Source organism: Streptococcus pseudopneumoniae (assembly GCF_001072375.1).
In the GTDB taxonomy this organism is placed as follows: Bacteria; Bacillota; Bacilli; order Lactobacillales; family Streptococcaceae; genus Streptococcus; species Streptococcus pseudopneumoniae_L.
Genome location: NZ_JVKV01000095.1, coordinates 1 through 457, shown reverse-complemented (window position 1 = coordinate 457; position 457 = coordinate 1). Strand labels below are relative to the sequence as shown.

Genomic DNA, 457 nt, shown 5'->3' with positions numbered 1-457 from the left:
ATTGGCTTGAACACCTTTATTGTATCGCGTTTGGAGTTTTTTTGGTATAACCTTCGACGCGCACCCGCATAGCGGGTGGTTTATGTGTCTCGCATCTCACGGAGCGAGACGGACTAATAGTCACATAATCAAAAAACCGTAAGAAAAAATTCTTACGGTTTTTCTAGCAGTCTGAAAGAATAATCATTCTCAGTTTTGCTATATTTGAGCTTTTTATTTACTCTTCTTCCTCGCGTTTTTTAGCGATGAGGAGTCCTCCTGTCGCTGCTGCAAGGAGTGCTAGAGCAAGTGAAGCGCTAGATTGTTTTGTACCAGTGTTTGGTAATTCTTTAGCACCCGCTTTCTTAGCTGGAGTGTTATCAGAAGCTGGAGTGTTATCAGAAGCTGGAGCTGCATTAGCTGCAACAGTAACTTTAACTGGAACTTCATCCTTAGAACCATCTGGGTAAGTCACTAC

Annotated in this window: 1 protein-coding gene; it reads right to left on the bottom strand. The window is 42.5% G+C overall.

The window, feature by feature from the left end:
* Positions 1-217: 217 nt before the first annotated feature.
* Positions 218-457 (bottom strand): LPXTG cell wall anchor domain-containing protein (locus tag ADH31_RS07430; RefSeq protein ID WP_049509890.1); only part of this gene is annotated, 240 nt, incomplete at its 5' end.